This is a genomic window from Thalassovita taeanensis (assembly GCF_900110775.1).
GTDB classification, from domain to species: domain Bacteria; phylum Pseudomonadota; class Alphaproteobacteria; order Rhodobacterales; family Rhodobacteraceae; genus Litorimicrobium; species Litorimicrobium taeanense.
Map to the genome: position 1 here is coordinate 130060 of NZ_FOEP01000004.1, position 19092 is coordinate 149151.

At 62.3% G+C, this 19092-nt stretch carries 22 protein-coding genes; 12 read left to right on the top strand and 10 right to left on the bottom strand.

What is annotated here, in order from left to right; genetic code table 11:
- Positions 1–65 precede the first annotated feature (65 nt).
- A complete protein-coding gene (trpS, locus tag BSF79_RS07345) occupies positions 66–1115 on the top strand; it encodes a tryptophan--tRNA ligase (protein ID WP_090269219.1) in 1050 nt (349 codons plus the stop codon).
- Between the two features lie 44 nt (positions 1116–1159).
- On the opposite strand, the gene BSF79_RS07350 is transcribed toward trpS, so the two are convergent.
- Positions 1160–1702, bottom strand: coding sequence for a L,D-transpeptidase (locus tag BSF79_RS07350; protein ID WP_090269220.1), 543 nt, complete (start codon positions 1700–1702; stop codon positions 1160–1162).
- 191 nt (positions 1703–1893) lie between these two features.
- Between BSF79_RS07350 and BSF79_RS07355 the strand changes: the two genes are divergently transcribed.
- The gene (locus BSF79_RS07355; RefSeq protein WP_090269221.1) at positions 1894–2388 is read left to right on the top strand and encodes a VOC family protein; all 495 of its coding nucleotides are present in this window, start codon (positions 1894–1896) and stop codon (positions 2386–2388) included.
- A gap of 84 nt (positions 2389–2472) precedes the next feature.
- Positions 2473–3336 (top strand): branched-chain amino acid aminotransferase, encoded by an 864-nt coding sequence (locus BSF79_RS07360; protein WP_090269222.1) that lies wholly within the window; start codon positions 2473–2475, stop codon positions 3334–3336.
- Here the strand turns inward: BSF79_RS07360 and hisD are convergent, their stop codons facing one another.
- Both hisD and BSF79_RS07370 read right to left on the bottom strand, forming a co-directional pair.
- A complete protein-coding gene (gene hisD, locus BSF79_RS07365; protein ID WP_090269223.1) occupies positions 3337–4635 on the bottom strand; it encodes a histidinol dehydrogenase in 1299 nt (432 codons plus the stop codon).
- Between the two features lie 167 nt (positions 4636–4802).
- Entirely contained in the window at positions 4803–5237 is a 435-nt protein-coding gene (locus BSF79_RS07370; protein ID WP_090269224.1) for a low molecular weight protein-tyrosine-phosphatase, read from the bottom strand.
- A 98-nt stretch (positions 5238–5335) separates the two neighbouring features.
- Here BSF79_RS07370 and BSF79_RS07375 point away from each other — a divergent pair, with 98 nt between their 5' ends.
- Positions 5336–6028, top strand: a complete 693-nt coding sequence (locus BSF79_RS07375; protein WP_090269225.1) for an NAD-dependent deacylase — start codon at positions 5336–5338, stop codon at positions 6026–6028.
- A 112-nt stretch (positions 6029–6140) separates the two neighbouring features.
- Here the strand turns inward: BSF79_RS07375 and BSF79_RS07380 are convergent, their stop codons facing one another.
- The 5 genes from BSF79_RS07380 to meaB all read right to left on the bottom strand — a co-directional run bounded on the left by BSF79_RS07380 (position 6141) and on the right by meaB (position 9077).
- Positions 6141–6644, bottom strand: a complete 504-nt coding sequence (locus tag BSF79_RS07380; protein ID WP_090269226.1) for a copper chaperone PCu(A)C — start codon at positions 6642–6644, stop codon at positions 6141–6143.
- Between the two features lie 45 nt (positions 6645–6689).
- Positions 6690–7028, bottom strand: coding sequence for a hypothetical protein (locus tag BSF79_RS07385; RefSeq protein WP_139246398.1), 339 nt, complete (start codon positions 7026–7028; stop codon positions 6690–6692).
- A gap of 112 nt (positions 7029–7140) precedes the next feature.
- Positions 7141–7428, bottom strand: coding sequence for a 50S ribosomal protein L28 (gene rpmB, locus BSF79_RS07390; RefSeq protein WP_090269228.1), 288 nt, complete (start codon positions 7426–7428; stop codon positions 7141–7143).
- A 196-nt stretch (positions 7429–7624) separates the two neighbouring features.
- Complete coding sequence (locus tag BSF79_RS07395; RefSeq protein WP_139246399.1) at positions 7625–7840, bottom strand: hypothetical protein; 216 nt, start codon at positions 7838–7840, stop codon at positions 7625–7627.
- A 256-nt stretch (positions 7841–8096) separates the two neighbouring features.
- The gene (gene meaB / locus BSF79_RS07400; protein WP_090269230.1) at positions 8097–9077 is read right to left on the bottom strand and encodes a methylmalonyl Co-A mutase-associated GTPase MeaB; all 981 of its coding nucleotides are present in this window, start codon (positions 9075–9077) and stop codon (positions 8097–8099) included.
- 188 nt (positions 9078–9265) lie between these two features.
- Here meaB and BSF79_RS19740 point away from each other — a divergent pair, with 188 nt between their 5' ends.
- From BSF79_RS19740 to BSF79_RS07410, 3 genes are all read left to right on the top strand, one after another.
- Complete coding sequence (locus tag BSF79_RS19740) at positions 9266–9406, top strand: hypothetical protein (protein WP_175545283.1); 141 nt, start codon at positions 9266–9268, stop codon at positions 9404–9406.
- Positions 9407–9447: 41 nt separating this feature from the next.
- On the top strand, positions 9448–11901 hold the full coding sequence (hrpB, locus tag BSF79_RS07405; protein ID WP_090269231.1) for an ATP-dependent helicase HrpB: 2454 nt from the start codon (positions 9448–9450) through the stop codon (positions 11899–11901).
- A 203-nt stretch (positions 11902–12104) separates the two neighbouring features.
- Positions 12105–12500, top strand: coding sequence for an NUDIX hydrolase (locus BSF79_RS07410; RefSeq protein ID WP_342741852.1), 396 nt, complete (start codon positions 12105–12107; stop codon positions 12498–12500).
- An 89-nt stretch (positions 12501–12589) separates the two neighbouring features.
- On the opposite strand, the gene BSF79_RS07415 is transcribed toward BSF79_RS07410, so the two are convergent.
- A complete protein-coding gene (locus BSF79_RS07415; protein ID WP_090269232.1) occupies positions 12590–13195 on the bottom strand; it encodes a GcrA family cell cycle regulator in 606 nt (201 codons plus the stop codon).
- A 145-nt stretch (positions 13196–13340) separates the two neighbouring features.
- Here BSF79_RS07415 and BSF79_RS07420 point away from each other — a divergent pair, with 145 nt between their 5' ends.
- Both BSF79_RS07420 and BSF79_RS07425 read left to right on the top strand, forming a co-directional pair.
- Positions 13341–14126 carry an ABC transporter permease gene (locus BSF79_RS07420; RefSeq protein ID WP_090269460.1) on the top strand — a complete coding sequence of 262 codons (786 nt, stop codon included), beginning with the start codon at positions 13341–13343 and terminating at the stop codon, positions 14124–14126.
- A 144-nt stretch (positions 14127–14270) separates the two neighbouring features.
- The gene (locus BSF79_RS07425) at positions 14271–15047 is read left to right on the top strand and encodes a transglutaminase-like domain-containing protein (protein ID WP_090269233.1); all 777 of its coding nucleotides are present in this window, start codon (positions 14271–14273) and stop codon (positions 15045–15047) included.
- A 7-nt stretch (positions 15048–15054) separates the two neighbouring features.
- Here the strand turns inward: BSF79_RS07425 and BSF79_RS07430 are convergent, their stop codons facing one another.
- The gene (locus BSF79_RS07430) at positions 15055–15936 is read right to left on the bottom strand and encodes a DMT family transporter (RefSeq protein ID WP_090269234.1); all 882 of its coding nucleotides are present in this window, start codon (positions 15934–15936) and stop codon (positions 15055–15057) included.
- A 288-nt stretch (positions 15937–16224) separates the two neighbouring features.
- On the opposite strand from BSF79_RS07430, the gene BSF79_RS07435 reads away from it, so the two are divergent.
- From BSF79_RS07435 to BSF79_RS07445, 3 genes are all read left to right on the top strand, one after another.
- A complete protein-coding gene (locus tag BSF79_RS07435; protein WP_090269462.1) occupies positions 16225–17412 on the top strand; it encodes an aspartate aminotransferase family protein in 1188 nt (395 codons plus the stop codon).
- A 64-nt stretch (positions 17413–17476) separates the two neighbouring features.
- Entirely contained in the window at positions 17477–18403 is a 927-nt protein-coding gene (gene argF, locus BSF79_RS07440) for an ornithine carbamoyltransferase (RefSeq protein ID WP_090269235.1), read from the top strand.
- 109 nt (positions 18404–18512) lie between these two features.
- A complete protein-coding gene (locus tag BSF79_RS07445) occupies positions 18513–19013 on the top strand; it encodes a lytic transglycosylase domain-containing protein (protein ID WP_090269236.1) in 501 nt (166 codons plus the stop codon).
- The last annotated feature ends 79 nt before the right edge of the window (positions 19014–19092 follow it).

The window sequence follows — 19092 nt, forward strand, 5'->3', positions numbered from 1 at the left end:
TCCTTGACGGGGCTTTTTCGCATGGGTAAGCCAACTGCACCCATAAATCCAGACGGAGAAACACCATGGCGGATGCGGTCCAAACGCAATCCAACCCGAACGCGGCCTTCACCCCCCGCGTTTTCTCGGGCATTCAGCCCTCGGGGGGGCTGACCCTCGGCAACTATCTTGGCGCACTCAAGCGGTTTGCGCAGGCGCAAGACAGCGGTATTGAAACGATTTACTGCATGGTTGACCTGCACGCCATTACCGTCTGGCAAGACCCCGACGCCCTGCGCCGCCAAACCCGCGAACTGGCCGCTGGTTTCATTGCCTCCGGTGTTGATCCAGAACGCTCAATCCTGTTCAACCAAAGTCAGGTGCCTGAACACGCACAGCTGGCTTGGATCTTCAATTGCGTTGCGCGCCTAGGCTGGATGAACCGGATGACCCAGTTCAAGGACAAAGCTGGCAAAAACGCCGAAAAAGTCTCGCTGGGCCTTTATGCCTATCCGGCGCTTATGGCCGCTGACATCCTGCTTTACCACGCCACCCAAGTGCCGGTGGGCGAGGACCAGAAGCAGCATGTCGAGCTAACCCGCGACATCGCCGCCAAGTTCAACCACGACTATGGCGTCGACTTCTTCCCCATCACCGAACCGGTGATTGAAGGCGCGGCCACCCGCGTCATGTCATTGCGTGACGGCACCAAGAAGATGTCCAAATCCGACCCTTCCGATGCCAGCCGCATCAACATGACCGACGATGCAGACACCATCGCCAAAAAGATCCGCAAGGCCAAGACCGACGCCGAGGCGCTGCCCTCCGAGGCCAAAGGTCTGGAAGAGCGCGCCGATGCCCGCAATCTGGTGAACATCTATGCCGCTTTGTCGGATATGACCGTTGATCAGGTGCTGGCTGACGTGGGCGGCAAACAGTTTTCGGAATTCAAACCGATGCTGGCAGACCTGGCCGTGGCCAAGCTGTCTCCGATCTCGACCGAAATGTCGCGGCTTATGCGCGACCCGGCCGAGATTGACCGCCTGCTCGGCGCCGGGGCAAAACGCGCCCGCACCATCGCCACCCCGATTCTTGAAAAGACTTATGATATCGTCGGCATGGTGCGCTCGGCCTAAAAGCACGTCAAGGGGTGGGCGTGTGACGCCCACCCTAACCGGCATCAAACCAGCCGGACCTGCGTGCCGACCTCTACCAAACCGTAAAGCTCGGCAATCATCTGGTTATACAGCCCGATACACCCATCCGACGACCTGCGCCCGATCTTGCGCGTGTCATGCGTCCCGTGGATCCGATAATACTGCCAGCTCAGATACAGCGCATGCGTGCCCAGTGGGTTCTTCGGCCCTGCCGGGATCACCGCAGGCAGCGACGGGTCGCGCTCGCGCATCGACGGGGTTGGCGTCCATGTCGGGCCTTCGACCTTCTTGATCACGCGGGTATACCCCAGCCTCGTCAGCTCCTCGCTGATCGGCACCGAGGTTGGATACAACCGATAGATACTGCCATCCCCAGACCAAAAATGCAGCGCGCGTGACGTGGTATCGGCCACGATCGCCCCTTTGTCCAAGCTGTCAAAATGGTCGCGCCAATCCATCGTCCGAAAGCTCGAGATATTGTTGCGCACCGCTGCTGCGGCCACATGCGGGCTGGCCACCAAAGCCGCAGCCGCACCGATAAATAGGCGCCGATTCAAAGTGCTCATATCTGCCTCGTCTGACTATGTTTCTGCCACACAAAGCAAACCCCGGACACATTCACAAATCACAATGCAGTGCGCGCCGGGCGCCCCCGCGCACCTAAGCATATTCGCACAATTTGCGTGCGAACTTCGCTATTTCAGTGCAAATATGCGTCAACTATCTTGCTGACATACCGACAAACCGGAGAAAGCAAATGACCACCCCCGTTCACCCCAACACCCGCATCGGCCACGTGCACTTAAAAGTGTCCGACCTTGACCGTGCCATCGGATTTTATTCTGGCGTTCTCGGGTTCGAACTGATGCAGCGGTATGGCACACAGGCCGCGTTTCTCTCGGCGGGCGGGTATCACCACCATATCGGGTTGAACACTTGGGAAAGTCTGGGCAGCGGCCCCGCCCCGCGCCACCATCCCGGCCTGTACCATACCGCCTTTCTTTATCCCGACCGCGCCAGCCTTGGCGACGCCCTGCGCCGTGTGCTCGAGGCAGGGTTGGATCTGGAAGGCGCCGCAGATCACGGCGTCAGCGAAGCGATTTACCTCTCCGACCCCGATGGTAACGGCGTCGAGCTTTACCGCGACCGCGCCCCCGAGGATTGGCCTCGCGATGCCGACGCGCAGCTGAGCATGTCCAACAGCCCTCTGGACCTGCAAAAGCTTCTGTCCGAGGCACCGCCGCGCTCCTGAGCCTTGCGGAAACCGCAAGCCGGTTTTGCTCTGGACGCCCCCGGCCCGCCCTCCTAGGCTGCGCGCCAATAAGGAGAGTTCGACATGGCAATCGGTTCGCATATCCGCACATATTTCAACGGCATCTGGCATCAGGGCGATATGCCAGTGATGAACGCCGCCGATCACGGCAGCTGGCTGGGCAGCACCGTATTCGACGGCGCGCGCTATTTCAATGGCTTGGCGCCGGACCTGGACGCGCATTGCGCCCGCGTGAACCGTTCCGCCAAGGCGCTGATGATCACCCCCACCGTTGAAACCGATGACATGGTGCAGATCATCCGCGATGGCTTGCGCGCCTATCCCGAAGACGCCGCCGTCTATATCCGCCCGATGTATTGGGCCATTGATGGCGATGCCACCGGGATCGTGCCGTTGCCAGACAAGACGGGCTTTGCCATCTCACTGGAACAGGTGCCGATGGCCCTGCCCGAGGCGTCAACCACACTGACCCGCACCCGTTTCCGCCGCCCCGTGCTTGAAGACGCCGTGTGCAACGCCAAAGCCGGCAGTCTTTATCCCAACAATTCCCGCATGTTGGCCGAGGCGAAAGCCAAAGGCTTCGGCAACGCTCTGGTGGCCGATGCGATGGGCAATGTCGCCGAAAGCGCCAGCGCCAATGTCTTCATGGTCAAGGATAACGAGGTGTTCACCCCGATCGCCAACGGTACCTTTCTGGCCGGCATCACGCGCGCGCGCCATATCCAGAACCTGCGCGCCGATGGTTTTCTGGTGCACGAGACCGTGCTGACCTTCGACGACTTCCACGCCGCTGACGAGGTTTTTCTGTCCGGCAACATGAGCAAAGTCACGCCCGTGACTGCCTTTGACGACACCACATACCCTATCGGCCCGGTCACCAAACGCGCGCGGCAACTCTATTGGGAGTGGGCCGCCGCCAACGGCTGATTACCCCACTGCCAATCGCACCGCCGGGCAGAATTTCTCCAACCGGATATCGGCGGTGCGGGCGTGGCCTTCCATGCCTTCCTCGCGGCTGATCCGCGCGGTCACGCGCGCCAGATCGGGCAAGGCCTGCGCCTCCACCCGTTGCCACGTGACGACCTTCAGAAACTTGTGCACCGAAAGACCGCCGGTATACCGCGCCGCGCCGCTGGTCGGTAAAACATGGTTCGGCCCGGCGGCCTTGTCGCCAAAGGCCACCGTAGTTTCCTCGCCCAGAAACAGCGATCCGTAAGACCGCAACCGCGCCAACCACCACTCCAGATCTGCGGCCTGCACATGCAGATGCTCTGGCCCGACCTCATCGGCGAACCCCGCCATTTCCGCGCGGCTATCGCACAAAACCACCTCGCCCAACGCCGCCCAAGCGGACGCCGCTGCCTCGCGGTTTGGCACTGGCAGCTGCGCGATACATTCTGGCACCAATGCCATCACCTGCCGCGCCAACGGCACATGATCCGTCACCAACCACACCGGCGAATTTGCACCATGCTCGGCCTGTCCCACCAAATCCCAAGCCACCAAATACGGGTCGGCTTCGACATCGGCCAGAATCATCGAATCTGTCGGCCCGGCAAACATGTCGATCCCCAAGGGGCCAAACATCTGTCGCTTGGCCTCGGCGACATAGGCATTGCCCGGCCCCACCAGAATATCCACGCCGGGCCCACCAAACAGCCCCCCGGCCATCGCGGCCACCGCTTGCACGCCTCCCAATGCCAAGACCCTGTCCGCCCCGGCCAGATGCATCGCATAGAGGATCGCCGCAGGAATACCTTCACCCGCCTTCGCCGGAGAGCAAGCCGTGATATGCCCGACACCCGCCGCGCGCGCCGTCGCAATCGTCATCAGTGCGCTGGCAATATGAGCATAGCGTCCGCCGGGCACGTAAGCCCCAACCGCCTCCAGCGGCAGCAACCGCTGCCCGGCAAACAACCCGGGCCGCAGTTCCACCTCCATCTCATGGCACGTCGCGCGCTGTGCCTCGGCGAAGCGCCGGATATTGTCATGCGCCCAGCCAATACTGTCCTTCAAAGTCTGCGGCACCTCGCGTATGGCCCGCGCGATCGCCTCGGACGGCACAACGATCTCCCCCTCCCAACCGTCAAGCCGCTGCGCATAGTCGCGTACAGCGGCCTCACCCACCAACCTGATCCGTGCCAACATAAGTTGAACAGTATCGCAGACATCAGCCGCAGCCTGCGACGATAGTCCTGGGGCGGGTTTCATTCGGGTAATTGACATAAGGGGGCTCCTGTTGCGCGCCGCCATGAAACGACAGCCCCTCTGACCTGCCAAGCCCGTTCGCCTTCAGGCTTCGCTGATTTTCGAAGCCCTCAATCCCGCTTTCGGAAAACCCGAAAACTTGGCCATCTCATTTCCAAAACATCCTTGCTCAGGGCATACTTGCCCTAAATAGCGGCACTCAACCCCGCAGCGGCCGCTTCGATCAAATCCAGAACGCCATCGAAATCGCGCGTGTAATACGGGTCGGGCACCTCGCTGATCCCCTGCCCGGCATAATCCGCAAACAGATTCACCGGCGACGTGCACCTTGCGGGGCGCAAATCCTCGATACGGTCCAAATTCGCACGATCCATCGCCAAAATCAGTTCATACCGCTCGAAATCCAACGCCTCGAACTGCCGCGCCCGCAAGCCTGACAGGTCGTACCCCCGTGCCAAAGCCGCCTGCTGCATCAGGTCATAGGGCGCTTCGCCGACATGCCAGCCGGACGTGCCTGCACTGTCCAGCACCAAATCAGGCCGGTGTTTGCGCATAACACCTTCGGCTGCGGGGGACCGGCAGATATTGCCAAGACAAACAAACAGGATACGGTAAGGCATTGATGGCTCCTGTGGGGCCAGATGAGCATTTTCGACTCTGTCGGAGGCAATTGGCATTTCAAGCGTCTTCGACGCCAAGGATATTACAGGGCACACCCATGGGAAAGATTGTTATCCTCACAGGGGCGGGCATCTCCGCCGAAAGTGGCCTTGGCACATTCCGTGACGAAGGCGGGCTATGGTCGCAACACCGAATCGAGGACGTTGCCACCCCCGAAGGCTTCGCACGCAACCCCACGCTGGTGCAAAACTTCTACAACACCCGCCGCACGCAGGCTGCCCGTGCCCGCCCCAACGGGGCCCACCGCGCCCTTGCTCGGCTGCAACGCGACTATGCTGGGCAGGTGCTGATCGTGACGCAGAACGTCGACTCCCTGCATGAGGCCGCCGGCGCCGAAGACGTGCTGCACATGCATGGGCAGTTGGACAGAGCGCTCTGTAGCGGGTGCGGCCATCGCTGGGCGGCCCCCGAAAACATGACCCCGGATGACCCCTGCCCCGCCTGCGCCGCGCCGCTCACCCGTCCCGATGTGGTCTGGTTCGGCGAAATGCCCTATCATATGTCCGAAATCTGGGATCACCTGCGCGATGCTGACATCTTTGCCGCCATCGGCACGTCTGGGCAGGTCTATCCCGCCGCCGCCTTCGTGCAAGATGCAGCGCGCGCCGGGGCTCACACGGTCGAGCTGAACCTCGATCCTTCCTCGGTCGTGTCGGATTTCGCAGAAACCCATTTCGGAAAGGCGACACAGATCGTGCCCATCTGGGTGGACAGCTTGCTGCCCCAATAGCCCCCCCCCCCCGCCTGGAAAGGCCTGAATAACAAACAGCCGGACCATTGGCCCGGCTGTTGCTTGGAAGCGGTGGCGGCACAGCCGCCCCGGAACAAACGTTCCCGCCCGATCAGTTCGACATTGTCGGCATCTGACCATTCTGCATGGTGCCGTGGTTCATCATCCCATGCATCGGCTTGCGTTCCAGATCGACGGGCACATCCACAACCACGTCACCCGCCTTTTCAAAGTGCAAGGTCAGCGAAATGATCTTGCCCTGCTCCATCGGCTCTTTCAGCCCCAGAAACATCACATGGTGGCCACCGCGCTGCATCGCCAGAACGCCGTCCTTGGGCAGATCGAATCCCTCTTCAACGTGCAGCATCTGCATCACGCCCTGCGCGTTTTCCTTGTGAGTGTGCAGCTCGACCCGCTCGGCCACATCTGACGCGGCGCTGACCAGATGGTCGTCCTGGCCTGAATGGTTCTCGATCATCATGAACGCCGCCCCCGAGACCGACATCATCGACGACGCACGCGCATAGGGATCCATAACCATGATGCCGTCGGCATAGGCGGGCATGGCGAAAGTAAGGGCAGCAGCAGCTGCCAGAAAGCTGGATTTGAAAGACATCACGTCTCTCCTTTTGTCTGATCAAAATTTAGGCTGGTCGTGGAATCAGACCAAAACTGGCGGGCCGCGCGCCGTGGCGGGAATCGCCAGTAACCCTTCCGCATTGCCCACCGCCTCGACGTGCAGAACCACCACCCCGCCCACCGGGCGCAGTACAAAAGGCGGGTCCTGCGCCAGCGCCACAAACAGCGAAAGCGCGCAATCGGGGCAAATATGGGGTGGCCCAACAGGCTGTCCGTCCGCATCGACCAGAACCGAGACCGGCCCGGTCCCGGTGCACAGAACCATACCGCCCGCCGCAGGTGGCATACCGCGCGCCACCGCCATCGCCTGCCCTGTCAGGGCCAGCATCAGCGCAAGCGTCAAAGCCAGAAAAGGGCGCATCCGGTGTGTCATCAGCTCAGATATAAGCTTGGTCGCGAAACTTGTAACGCGACAAAAGGAAACAGCCCCGCCAAGAAGGCAGGGCTGTTAAATCCTAGAAAATCCCGCAGGATCAGGCTGTTGCCTGAGCCTTTGCAATCTCTTTTTTGATCTTCAGCGCGTTGCTGGACAGCTCTTCGTCCTTGGCTTTCGCCAGGAATGCGTCCAGACCACCGCGGTGATCAACCGAGCGCAATGTCGAAGCCGCGATCCGCAGCTTGACGCCACGGCCCAAGGTTTCGGACTGCAGGGTCACGTCGTTCAGGTTCGGAAGGAACCGGCGACGGGTTCTGTTGTTGGCATGGCTGACATTGTTGCCAGTCATCGGGCCTTTTCCGGTCAGTTCGCAGCGGCGCGACATGGCTCTATCCTCGTCTCGATCAGCGGGGCACATCTGACCCCTTCAACACAAATGGGCACCGCCGCAGGCAGCACCCTGAATTCCGTTCGAGGTGATTATGCGGAATCACCGAGCGCGTCAAGAGGGGGGCGCGCACAAGCTTCAGGCAATTTGCCCGAATACCGAAAAATGGCTGCGTGCCCTCCCCGTGACCCGATCATTTGATCTTTTTGCCCGCCACCATCAGCGGAACCTTGTTGGCGCCGGAATTTGCTGTTGCAAGAACCTTCTGCTTTTCCTGCTTGGGTTTCTTGGCTTCTTTGTTGCCACGGGATTTATCGCCTTTAGACATCTGCTTTCCTTTCAGGGCCGTCGCCACATAGGCGAAACCGGCCATACGCAATTGCTGTGAGAAAACCGGCAAGCCGGTCAATACGTCTGACCCCCCCCCGCCTTGACCCGCAAACGGGGCCCAGCCAAGGGCAGTGCCAAGCCTGTTGTGGCTCGGTCCGTTGCTCAGGAAAATCAAGGTTGCCTGACTGTGCTGTCAGGGCGGTAACTTTGTCTGGACGAAGGCGCGCCCGACCCTTTTCCGACAAACCGGCGGGGCCTGCGCCTCTGGTATTGAATATAATACGGCGCGATTTGCCGTTCAAGCGCCACGCACCACTGTGATCCGCAATTTTTTATCAACTGCGCCCCAGCAAGGCCATGATCTCGTCCGCCGCAATTGTCGGCGTCACCTCGCCCTTGGCAACCCGCGCACCCAGCGCCTGCATCATGCCTTTCAACGGCTCACGCTCCAGCTGAGCCAACAGCCCATGCCGAACTTCCTCGCCGAACCAGTATTGAGCCTGCTCGGCCCGGCGCCCCGCGAAATGCCCCATCTCGCGCCGCCAGGTCACCAGCGCCTGCATATCCTCCCAGGCCTTATCCAGGCCGTTCTCCTCCAACGCCGACACCGTCATCGCCCTCGGGTATCCCTCAGGGTCCTGCGGACGCTTGCGCAGCAACCGCAGCGCACCGGCATAATCCGCACAGGTCCGCATCGCGGCCGATTTCAGATCGCCATCAGCCTTGTTCACCAGAATGATATCGGCCATTTCCATGATGCCGCGCTTGACGCCCTGCAACTCGTCGCCCCCCGCCGGGGCCAACAGCAGAATGAACAGATCAGACATTTCCGCCACCACGGTTTCCGACTGCCCCACGCCGACGGTTTCGATCAACACGACGTCAAACCCCGCCGCCTCGCACAGCGCCACCGCCTCGCGGGTGCGTCGCGCCACACCGCCCAAATGCGACTGGCTGGGCGATGGTCGGATAAATGCGTTCGGATCTCGGCTCAGTCGCTCCATCCGCGTCTTGTCACCCAGAATCGAGCCCCCCGACCGGGTCGAGCTTGGATCAACCGCCAGCACCGCCACCCGCAGCCCTTGCGCCGTCAGCATCATGCCGAAACTCTCGATGAAGGTGGATTTCCCCACCCCCGGCGTGCCCGACAACCCGATGCGTATCGCCTGTGCATCGTTCTTGCGGCTCAGATCAAGGATCAACTGCGCGGCCTGTGCGCGGTGATCAGCCCGGCTACTCTCGACCAAGGTGATCGCCCGCGCCAGCGCCCGCCGCTCTCCCGCCAAGACCCTGTCGCCCAGCTGTGCAATATCCATGTCATCGTCCCGCTTGTCCGGGGCACTTCATGCCTTGCCGGACGGGGACTTGTCCAGACCAGCCCAAGGAATTGCCCCAGATGTTGCGCGTCTCGGTACTGATTTGCCTTTGTTTCACCCTGGCCGCGCCCGCATCCACCTGATCGGCCGTACCGAAACCCGCAGCACCATCACCTGCACCGGCGCCTATGACAGGCTCCACCCCGAACGAGATGGCCGAGCGCAGCCATTCCCCCCCGGTCACCTTCACCTCTGGCCTCGATGGCTGGCAGGTCAGCCTTGCGCGGGCCCGCACGTTCTATGGCCCCGTTACCCTTCGCCGCCACTAGCGCCACTTTACGCCCTCGCTGATCTGCCCGATAAGCGGGGCATGGAAACCACCCTGCCCATCCAAGGCGCGCTTGCGCCGCTACTTGCAGCCCTGCGCGCCCGCAGCCGCGCCGTGTTACAGGCCCCACCGGGGGCGGGCAAAACCACCGTCGTTCCGCTGGCGATGCTTCAGGCCGACCTGACCCAAGGCCGCATCCTGGTGCTGGAACCCCGCCGCCTTGCTGCCCGCGCCGCCGCTGAACGTATGGCCGAAACCCTTGGCGAGACACCCGGACAAACCGTCGGCTACCGCGTGCGCGGCGAGGCAAAGACCAGCAAAACCACCCGGATCGAGGTCGTGACCGAGGGCATCCTGACCCGTATGATCCAATCCGACGCCGAACTCACAGGCATCGGCGCGGTGATCTTCGATGAATTCCACGAACGCTCGCTCAATGCCGACCTCGGCCTCGCCCTCTGCCTTGAAATCGCCGAAGCCCTGCGCGACGACCTGATGCTGCTGGTAATGTCCGCAACGCTTGACGCCGCCCCCGTCGCCGCGCTGATGGGCGACGTGCCGGTGATCACCTCAGAAGGCCGCGCCTTTCCGGTCGAAACCCGCTGGCTCGATACGCCCCTGCCCAAAACCACCCGGCTGGAACAAGCTACCGCCGATCTGGTTGTGCAAGCCGTGGGCGAGACCGAAGGCGGCGTGCTGGTCTTTCTTCCCGGCGAGGGCGAGATTCGCCGCACCGAGGCGCTGCTGAAATCCCGCCTGCCGCCCGAGTGCCATATCCGCCCGCTGTTCGGCGCAATGGATTTCGCCGCACAACGCGCCGCCATCCAACCCGCGACGCAGGGCCGCAAAATCGTGCTGGCCACCTCGATCGCCGAAACCTCGCTGACTATTCAGGACGTCCGCGTTGTGGTCGATGCGGGCCGTGCACGCCGCGCCCGGTTCGACCCCGGCAGCGGCATGGCCCGGCTGGTGACTGAACGCGTCACCCGCGCCGAGGCGACCCAACGTGCAGGCCGGGCGGGCCGCGTCGCCGAGGGCCACTGCTACCGCCTTTGGACCAAGGGTGAAGAGGGCGGCCTGATGCCCTTCCCCCCGGCCGAGATCGAAGCCGCCGATCTGGCGGCCCTTGCGCTGGAACTGGCACTCTGGGGCGCGCAGCCCACCGATCTGGCCTTCTTGACCCCACCCAACCCCGGCACCTATGCCGAGGCGCAATCCCTGTTGCGGATGCTGGGTGCGCTGGATCACACGAACCATATCACCACTCATGGCCGCACGCTGGCCGCGATGCCGCTGCACCCACGTTTGGCGCATATGCTGGCAGTGGCGGGCGATCAGGCCGCGCTGATTGCCGCGCTGCTGGCCGATCGCGATCCGCTGCCCTTCAGCGCGCCCGTTGATCTGCACCTGCGGCTCGAGGCGCTGAGCAACCCAAGACACTATGCCGAAACCCGCCCCCACCCCGCCAATCGCGGCACGGTCGAGCGGATCCGCACCGAGGCAAAGCGCCTGCGCACCCGCGCCAAAAGCCCCGGCAAAGCCGCACTCAGCCCTGCCGAGATGGCCGCCCTCGCCTATCCCGACCGAATCGGTCTGCGCCGCAAGGGCGACAGCCCCCGCTTCGTGCTTTCGGGGGGCAAAGGCGCAATCCTTGACGATCACGACCCGCTCACCACCGCCCGGCTGATCGTCGTAACAGATACAGACGGCAATCCGCGCGAGGCGAAAATTCGCCAAGCCATCCAGATCACCGAGGCTGAGATCCGTGGCCTCTTTGCCGATCAGATTACCTGGGTCGATCACTGTGAATGGTCCAAACGCGAGCGCCGCGTGATCGCCCGGCGGCAGGAACGCTTCGGCGCGCTCGTGCTGGATGATCGGATCTGGAAAGATGCCCCGCCCGACGCCATCGCCCGCGCGATGCTGGACGGGGTGCGCGACCTTGGCCTTGCGCCCTCGGATGCCGCGCGACGGTTCCTCGCCCGAGTCGATCTGGTTCGGGACGGCGGCGCCGACCTGCCCGCCATGGACACGCCGACGCTGCTGACCACGCTTGAGGACTGGCTGCTGCCGCACTTGACTGGCGTGCGCAGCGCCGAAGACTGGAAACGCTTCGATCTGCTGCCCGCTCTGCGTGCCATGCTGAATTGGGATCAAACCCAGACACTGGACCGCGCGGCGCCTGCGCATTTCACCACGCCGCTGGGGCGCAAAACCCCCATCGACTATTCTGGCGAGGCCCCGGAGATCTCGCTCCGCTTGCAGGAAATGTTCGGACAAACCACCCACCCGCTTGTCGGGCGCACCCCGCTGCGCGTCACGCTGCTGTCCCCCGCCGGGCGTCCGGTACAGACGACAATGGACATTCCCGGCTTCTGGGCTAGCTCTTATGCCGACGTGCGCAAAGACATGCGCGGGCGCTATCCCAGACACCCCTGGCCCGAGGATCCAACCGAGGCCGATCCGACGCTGCGCGCCAAACCACGCGGCACCTGACGAACCGGCTGAAATCACGGCATCGCCGCCAATTTGCAATCCTGTTACAAAAAACGTATATACAAATTCCAACGTCCGCAGATAAAATTAAAGCAGTCTCTAGTAAAACAGTAATAGTCCCGAGCAGGCCCAAAACGCGCATGCATGACCGTCCTAAAAAAACCGGGCCCGAAACGGCCCAGCCAATCGCTATACCCTCCCGCATGATGCAGGTGGCGGCGTTGTGCTATAAGGGGAAGGGAAAAGACCGCAAAGTGCTGCTCATCACCTCGCGTGGCACCGGGCGCTGGATCATTCCCAAAGGCTGGCCGATCACTGGCAAATCCAGCCCCGAGGCCGCACTTCAAGAAGCGTGGGAAGAGGCCGGCGTGAAAGCCGCGACCGTCGATAAAACCGCGATCGGGACCTATCGGTATGACAAGATTTTGGACGATGGGGGTTTTATCCCGGTCGAAGCCCATGTTTTCGCCCTGCGCGTTGAAAAGCTGTCAGACGCTTATCCCGAAGCGCATGAACGCCGCCGCCGCTGGCTGCGCCCGAAAGAGGCCGCTCGCATGGTGGACGAACCAGAGCTGAAAAAAATCCTCAAGAACATCTGAGCCTGTAGAAATCCGCCTACGGCATGTGCCCCGAAAATGCCAAAGCCCCGGTCATGACAACCGGGGCTTTTAATGCGTTTTATAGGGGCTTAGCGGCGGCGGTCGCGGCGCGACGACATTGGCTGGAACGCCACGCCCACATGCGCCTCGCAATAGGGCTTGCCCGCTTGCACCGGCAGACCGCAAAACCAGAAGTCTTCGGTCGCCGGGTCACCCACGGGCCATTTGCAGGTCCGCTCGGTCAGCTCCAGCAGCGTCAGCCGCTTGGCCTTCTTCTCGATTTCGCTGACTTTAGCCAGCGCCTCGGGGCTGATCTCATTGGCCGAAGGCTGCGGCGGCAAAGGCTGCCCCGCTGGAATGATCGCCTTGCGGGTGTGCACCGGTACCGGCCGGGTTTCGGCCACAGGCGCAGGCTCGGCCTCAACCGGGCGCGCAGCGGGACGTGCCGCTGGTTTGGCCTTGGCCTCGACGGGCTTGTCTGGCACTGCGGTTGGCTTGGTCTTGGCCTCCGCCCTTGCGGGCTCGGCTGCCGCGCTGGGGGCACCCCCGGCACGATTCGACAGGCCCAGACGATGCACCTTGCCAATCACCGCATTGCGGGTAACGCCACCAAGCTCTTTGGCGATCTGGCTGGCCGACTGGCCCTCGCCCCACATTTTCTTCAACAGTTCGACACGTTCGTCGGTCCAGGACATCCGGTTTCCTTACCTAAAAAGCGGCCCCCTGATGCGGGCCGCCCTGCTTATTCTTGATCGCGCCCTATTCTAGTCAACCACGCCTGAGTTACAAGGCGTCGAATCAGGACACGCCGCACACTGGCAACAGGAGACCTCGATGGAGATGGGAACGCGCCGCTTTGGCAGAATGAACTGGCTTGGGTTGTATACCCTCGCAAGCCGTGAGGTGCAGCGGTTCCTTGCCGTCTGGACCCAGACACTGCTGGCACCGCTGACCACGGCGGCACTGTTTTTGATGATCTTCACCCTCGCCATCGGGCAACAGCGCGGAGATGTGATGGGCGTGCCGTTTGGTACCTTCATCGCGCCGGGGATCCTGATGATGACCGTGATCCAGAATGCCTTCGCCAATACCTCCTCCTCGATTGTGATCTCGAAGGTGCAGGGCAATATTGTCGATACGCTGATGCCGCCGCTATCGCCGCTTGAGCTGGTGCTCGGCTATCTTGCGGGTGGAATCGGGCGCGGCGTGACGGTTGCGCTGGCCATTACCGTCGGACTGGTCCTGTTTCTGGGAATTGTGCCTCAGCACCCGCTTTGGGCGCTGTGCTTTGTGGTGCTGGGCTCGGCGTTGCTGGGGGCGATTGGCATCGTGGCCGGGGTCTTTGCCAACAAATTCGATCAGATGGCCGCCATCACCAACTTCATCGTTACGCCGCTGGCCTTCCTGTCCGGCACTTTCTACTCGGTGCAATCCTTGCCGCCGGTGATCCGTGAACTGACCCACCTCAACCCGATCTTCTACTTGATTGACGGGGTGCGTTACGGCGTCATTGGTGTCTCTGACAGCTCGCCTTGGCTGGCGCTCGGCGTGGCGTCGCTGTCCACGCTCGCGGTCAGCACACTGGCTTGGGCCATGTTCCGCACCGGGTACCGGCTGAAAAACTAGCATCACCCCCACACCCACGATCCCGCAACGTCAGCCTGACGTTGATCATTGCTGTCAGGTGCGAATGCCCTAAGGTTACTGTATGACCTCACGCATTCGCGCCAACGCTGCCCTGCGCCGTGCCCTCAGCCAAGGCCAACCTGAATGATCCTGAACCTCTACGCGTTTCTGAACTATCAAATGCCACAGCCAACCGACGTTCTGCTTCAGATCGAGGCGGCCGAGCAACCCGACCAGATCCTGCACAGCGCGAATATCAACCTCAGCCTGACCAACGCCTTTGCCCGCGTTCCGGCCGAGCATGGGATCGGCGAACGTATCTGGATGCAGGTCGAAGGCGATTTTTACTGCACCTACCAGGCAACGCTCGAGATCACCCGCGACGTGCCCGACCTGTCTGCGCTGAAAGCGACCGACCTGCACGCCCTCCCCGGCGAAGCCGTGCGCTATCTGATGCCCTCTCGCTATTGCCCCTCGGATGAATTTTACAATTTTGTCTCGACCGAGTTCGGCGACACCTCCGGCGGGCCGCGTATCGCGGCGATCTGCGACTGGATCGCATCCCGCGTGAATTACGTGCCGGGGTCCAGCACCACCCAAACCACCGCAGTGCATACTTTTGTCCAACGTCAGGGCATTTGCCGCGACTTCGCCCATGTACTGATTTCACTGGCCCGCGCCTCGGGCATCCCAGCGCGTTTTGTCAGCGTCTACGCCCCTGCCGTCACCCCGCAGGACTTTCATGCTGTGGCCGAGGTGTATCTGAATGGCGACTGGCATCTGATCGACCCGACCGGCATGGCCAAGGCCGATGAAATGGCCCGGATCGGTGTCGGGCTGGATGCCGCTGATGTCGCCTTCATGAACAGCTTCAACCCGGTGCAATTGATCGCGCAAACGGTGAACGTCACAACGGGCTAGCGCCCGATCAGCCCCGCAACCGCGCCTCGCGCCACGCCAACAGCGCCGCCCCGGCGATGATGATACACGCCCCCAGCACCGAAACTGCATCCGGCACCGCGCCGAAAACACCCCAGTCATACAGGCTCGCGAAAATCAGTGTGCCATAGCTGAACGGCACGATAAAACTGGCATCCGCCCGCGACACCGCATTGACGAAACATACCTGTGCCGTGCCCATGCACAGCCCGATCGCTGCCAGCGCACCCCATTGCAGGGGCGTCGGCATCACCCAGACCGGGATCACCGCCATCGACGCGATCACAAACCCAAGCGCATTGTTGATCAGCAGGATCTGAAACGGTGCCTCACGACCTGACAGCCGCTTCAGGAACACGATCTCCATGCCCATCGAAAGCGCCGCCCCCAGCGCCAGCAAGGCCGCAGGCTGAAAACTCTCCGGCGTTGGGCGCAGCAGGATCAACGCGCCCAGCAAGGCAATGCCCGCAGCACTCCAGCGCACCCGCCCCACAACCTCGCCCAACAGCGGGATCGCCAGCATCATCGCGAAAACCGGGTTCAGAAAACTGATCGCCGTCGCATCGCTCAGCGGAATGAACGCGACCGAAGCGAACATCAGCGTCACTCCGCCCCAGCCAAACGCCGTGCGCCCCAGATGCAGCCGCATATCCGGCCGCTCCAGCCGTAGCCGGACCGCAGCCGCACCTGTGGCAAAGGCCGCGAAGGCAAACATGAAGCGCCCCTGACTGATCTGAAGCGGATGCAACGGCGGCCCCAACACGCCGGTGCCGATTGCCTTGGCCAAAAGCGTCGTCGCCGCGATGAACATCGTCGCAGTTAGCATCAGCGCAATGGCCAGCCGCGGGTTCTGGGGAGGGGCAACGAACATCCCTCTCTATCCACCGCTCCGCCCCCTGCAGCAAGGGTAAAACTGCGGCCTTGCAGCCACATCCGAACGTCACGTCACGCGCCCTCTTTTCAGCGACAGTATTTCACGCTATTCGGTGGGCATGAACACGCGCACACATATCCTTTCGATCCGACGCCGACGCACCTGCGTCTGACGCCCCGCGCCCCGTGTTCTGCCGCCTTTTCAGGCACACCTCCCCTAATTCGTTGACACCCGGCCCCTGTGATGCAACCTCAGGGCCTCCTATGGAACAAGGATGATCCAACCATGATCGCATCTGTCCTGCCGACCTATTCCCGCGCGCCGCTTCAGTTTGTGAAGGGCGAAGGCTCCTGGCTGATCGAGGCGGACGGACGACGTTTTCTGGATCTCGGTGCCGGCATTGCCGTCAACGTGCTGGGCCACGCCCACCCCGATCTGGTGCAGGCGCTGACTGATCAGGCCCAGAAACTCTGGCACGTCTCCAACCTCTACCAGATCCCGCAACAGCAAGAGCTGGCCGATAAACTCGTCGCCGCCACCTTCGCCGACACGGTGTTCTTCACCAACTCCGGCACCGAAGCCTGCGAGCTGGCGGTCAAAATGGCCCGTAAATACTGGTACGACAAAGGCCAACCCGACCGGACCGACATCATCACCTTTGCCGGGTCCTTCCACGGCCGCTCCTCCGCCGGGATCGCCGCCGCAGGCTCGGAAAAGATGATCAAAGGCTTCGGCCCGCTCCTGCCCGGCTTCGTCCACCTGCCGTGGGGCGACATCGAGGCCGTCAAAGACGCCATCACCGACACAACCGCCGCAATCCTGATCGAACCAGTGCAGGGCGAAGGCGGTATTCGGCCCCTGCCCGATGCCGACCTCAAAGCCCTGCGCGCACTCTGCGATGAAACCGGCACCCTGCTGATCCTCGACGAGGTGCAATGCGGCATGGGCAGAACCGGGCGGCTCTTTGCCCATGAATGGGCCGGTGTCACCCCCGATATCATGATGGTCGCCAAAGGCATCGGCGGCGGCTTCCCGCTGGGCGCGGTACTGGCCACCGAAAACGCGGCCTCGGGCATGACCGCAGGCACGCACGGTTCCACCTACGGTGGCAACCCTCTGGCCTGCGCCGTCGGCTCCGCCGTCATGAACCATGTCAACGATCCCGCCTTTCTGGACGACGTGAACCGCAAGGCGGGCCTTCTGCGGCAAAAACTCGAAGGCCTCATCGCCTCTCACCCCGATGTCTTCGAAGAGGTCCGCGGTTCCGGCCTGATGCTGGGCCTGAAATGCAAATGCCCCAACGCGGACATGGTCGCCGCAGGCTACACCGCCTGCGTCATCACCGTCCCCGCCGCAGACAATGTCATCCGCCTGCTGCCGCCCCTCAACATCACCGAAGACGACATCGCCGAGGCCATCATCCGCCTCGACGCGGCCGCCTCCACACTCAATCCGAAATCCGCTTCTTTCTGACGCAAATACTCCGGGGGTGTGGGGGCTGGCCCCCATGCCTTCGCCAGACAAAAAGACCATACATATGAACCATTTTCTCGACATTCACAAAACCGACGCCAGCGCTCTGCGCCACATGATCGACAACGCCAAGTCGATGAAAGACGCACGCCGAGGCCGCCCGCGCGGCGCCGCCGATGATGACCAACCGCTCAAAGACCGCATGGTCGCGCTGATCTTCGAAAAGCCCTCCACCCGCACCCGCGTCAGCTTCGATGTGGGCGTGCGCCAGATGGGCGGGCAGACCATGGTGCTTTCGGGAAGCGACATGCAGCTGGGGCACGGCGAAACCATCGCCGACACCGCCCGCGTGCTGTCGCGCTATGTCGATCTGATCATGATCCGCACCTTCGATGAAAGCGTGCTGATCGAGATGTCGGAATATGCCGACGTGCCGGTGATCAACGGCCTGACCGACCGCACCCACCCCTGTCAGATCATGGCAGATATCCTCACTTACGAGGAACACCGCGGCCCGATCAAAGGCAAGAAGGTCGTCTGGTGCGGCGACGGCAACAACGTCTGCGCCTCGTTCCTGCATGCGGCCGGGCAATTCGGCTTCGACATGGTGTTTGCCGGACCACCGCAACTTGACCCCGAGGATGAATTCGTCGGGCTGGCGCGCAAATCCGGCGTCAGCGTTCAGATCGAACGCGATGCGGCCAAAGCCGTCGAAGGCGCCGATCTGGTCGTCACGGACACCTGGGTGTCGATGCACGACAGCCAATCCGCCAAAGAGCGGCGCCACAACATGCTGCGCCCCTATCAGGTCAACGCCGATCTGATGGGCCACGCCAAACCCGACGCGCTGTTCATGCACTGCCTGCCCGCGCACCGTGAAGAAGAAGCCACCAGCCAAGTGATGGACGGCCCCAATTCGGTGGTGTTTGACGAGGCCGAAAACCGCCTGCATGCCCAAAAAGCGGTCATGCGCTGGTGTCTCGGCGTCTGACCGGCGGAATTTCGGCGGGGCTGAGCAAGGCTCCGCCGATCATCCCAAACCCTCTAGGTCGGCGCGCGCCTGCGCGCTACACCCCCGTCAGGCTTTTCGGAGACTGACCATGCCCGCAACTTCACTGCCCGCACTTTCCAGACGCGCCGCCCTGTCGCTGATCCTTGCCGCCAGCCTGTCCGCTTGCGGCGGCGGAGCGCACGAAAGCCCCCCGCCAACCCGCGCCATGCACGAAATCCCGCTGCATCCCAACGAAACCCCCCAGTTGCGCCGTCTGATCAACGAGTACGCCGATCACTATGAGGTGCCGCGCGCGTTGGTCCACCGTGTGGTGATCCGCGAAAGCACGCATAACCCCGCCGCACGCAATGGGCCGTATTTCGGATTGATGCAAATCCTGCCGCAAACCGCGCGTGGCATGGGGTTCTCCGGCCCCGACCGCGCACTTCTGGACGCTGAAACCAACCTGAAATATGCGGTGAAATACCTGCGCGGTGCGTGGCTTCTGTCCGACGGCGACTATGACACCGCCGTCAAATGGTATTCCCGCGGCTATTATTACGAGGCCAAGCGCCGCGGAATGCTGTACGAGACCGGGCTGAAATCCTAGACACCCCGCCGCTGATTACCTCCGACCGTTCCCCATTGGCGACGAACGCTTGCAGGGTGACAATCGCCGGTTTCGGTTG

Bases quoted from the DNA above. Each gene is read 5' to 3' on its own strand.
- trpS (WP_090269219.1), top strand. From the start codon at position 66: ATGGCGGATGCGGTCCAAACGCAATCCAACCCGAACGCGGCCTTCACC.
- BSF79_RS07350 (WP_090269220.1), bottom strand. From the start codon at position 1,702: ATGAGCACTTTGAATCGGCGCCTATTTATCGGTGCGGCTGCGGCTTTG.
- BSF79_RS07355 (WP_090269221.1), top strand. From the start codon at position 1,894: ATGACCACCCCCGTTCACCCCAACACCCGCATCGGCCACGTGCACTTA.
- BSF79_RS07360 (WP_090269222.1), top strand. From the start codon at position 2,473: ATGGCAATCGGTTCGCATATCCGCACATATTTCAACGGCATCTGGCAT.
- hisD (WP_090269223.1), bottom strand. From the start codon at position 4,635: ATGTCAATTACCCGAATGAAACCCGCCCCAGGACTATCGTCGCAGGCT.
- BSF79_RS07370 (WP_090269224.1), bottom strand. From the start codon at position 5,237: ATGCCTTACCGTATCCTGTTTGTTTGTCTTGGCAATATCTGCCGGTCC.
- BSF79_RS07375 (WP_090269225.1), top strand. From the start codon at position 5,336: ATGGGAAAGATTGTTATCCTCACAGGGGCGGGCATCTCCGCCGAAAGT.
- BSF79_RS07380 (WP_090269226.1), bottom strand. From the start codon at position 6,644: ATGTCTTTCAAATCCAGCTTTCTGGCAGCTGCTGCTGCCCTTACTTTC.
- BSF79_RS07385 (WP_139246398.1), bottom strand. From the start codon at position 7,028: ATGCGCCCTTTTCTGGCTTTGACGCTTGCGCTGATGCTGGCCCTGACA.
- rpmB (WP_090269228.1), bottom strand. From the start codon at position 7,428: ATGTCGCGCCGCTGCGAACTGACCGGAAAAGGCCCGATGACTGGCAAC.
- meaB (WP_090269230.1), bottom strand. From the start codon at position 9,077: ATGGATATTGCACAGCTGGGCGACAGGGTCTTGGCGGGAGAGCGGCGG.
- BSF79_RS19740 (WP_175545283.1), top strand. From the start codon at position 9,266: ATGACAGGCTCCACCCCGAACGAGATGGCCGAGCGCAGCCATTCCCCC.
- hrpB (WP_090269231.1), top strand. From the start codon at position 9,448: ATGGAAACCACCCTGCCCATCCAAGGCGCGCTTGCGCCGCTACTTGCA.
- BSF79_RS07410 (WP_342741852.1), top strand. From the start codon at position 12,105: ATGATGCAGGTGGCGGCGTTGTGCTATAAGGGGAAGGGAAAAGACCGC.
- BSF79_RS07415 (WP_090269232.1), bottom strand. From the start codon at position 13,195: ATGTCCTGGACCGACGAACGTGTCGAACTGTTGAAGAAAATGTGGGGC.
- BSF79_RS07420 (WP_090269460.1), top strand. From the start codon at position 13,341: ATGGGAACGCGCCGCTTTGGCAGAATGAACTGGCTTGGGTTGTATACC.
- BSF79_RS07425 (WP_090269233.1), top strand. From the start codon at position 14,271: ATGATCCTGAACCTCTACGCGTTTCTGAACTATCAAATGCCACAGCCA.
- BSF79_RS07430 (WP_090269234.1), bottom strand. From the start codon at position 15,936: ATGTTCGTTGCCCCTCCCCAGAACCCGCGGCTGGCCATTGCGCTGATG.
- BSF79_RS07435 (WP_090269462.1), top strand. From the start codon at position 16,225: ATGATCGCATCTGTCCTGCCGACCTATTCCCGCGCGCCGCTTCAGTTT.
- argF (WP_090269235.1), top strand. From the start codon at position 17,477: ATGAACCATTTTCTCGACATTCACAAAACCGACGCCAGCGCTCTGCGC.
- BSF79_RS07445 (WP_090269236.1), top strand. From the start codon at position 18,513: ATGCCCGCAACTTCACTGCCCGCACTTTCCAGACGCGCCGCCCTGTCG.